Source organism: Janthinobacterium sp. BHSEK (assembly GCF_056174685.1).
This window is the reverse complement of the sequence record NZ_JBWBYV010000260.1, coordinates 1-296: the sequence shown is the minus strand read 5'-3', so window position 1 is coordinate 296 and position 296 is coordinate 1. Positions and strand designations below refer to the sequence as shown.

The window sequence follows — 296 nt, the reverse complement described above, 5'->3', positions numbered from 1 at the left end:
TCCACGCCGACTTGCTCCACCTTGAGCACCGTGCTCCATGCCTGGCACAGCGCCTGTTCCACCTGACCTTCCGCGGCGACGTACCTGCCGCGCGCCAGCGCTTGCAGATCGGGCGCCGGCAGCGCCGTGCGATCGAGCTTGCCGTTGCTGGTCAGCGGGAAGGCGTCGAGCGTGACGAAGGCGCTGGGAATCATGTAATCGGCCAGATGGGCGCCAAGCTGGGCGCGCAGTTCGCCAGCGACAGGCGCCGCGCCGGACGCGCGCAGGTAGGCCACCAGCCGTTTCTCGCCTGGCGC

General features: G+C 69.9%; 1 protein-coding gene. It reads right to left on the bottom strand.

All coding sequences use genetic code 11. The features are described from left to right. Positions 1-296 (bottom strand): AMP-binding enzyme (locus AC0V2Y_RS28925; RefSeq protein WP_475418492.1); only part of this gene is annotated, 296 nt, incomplete at both ends.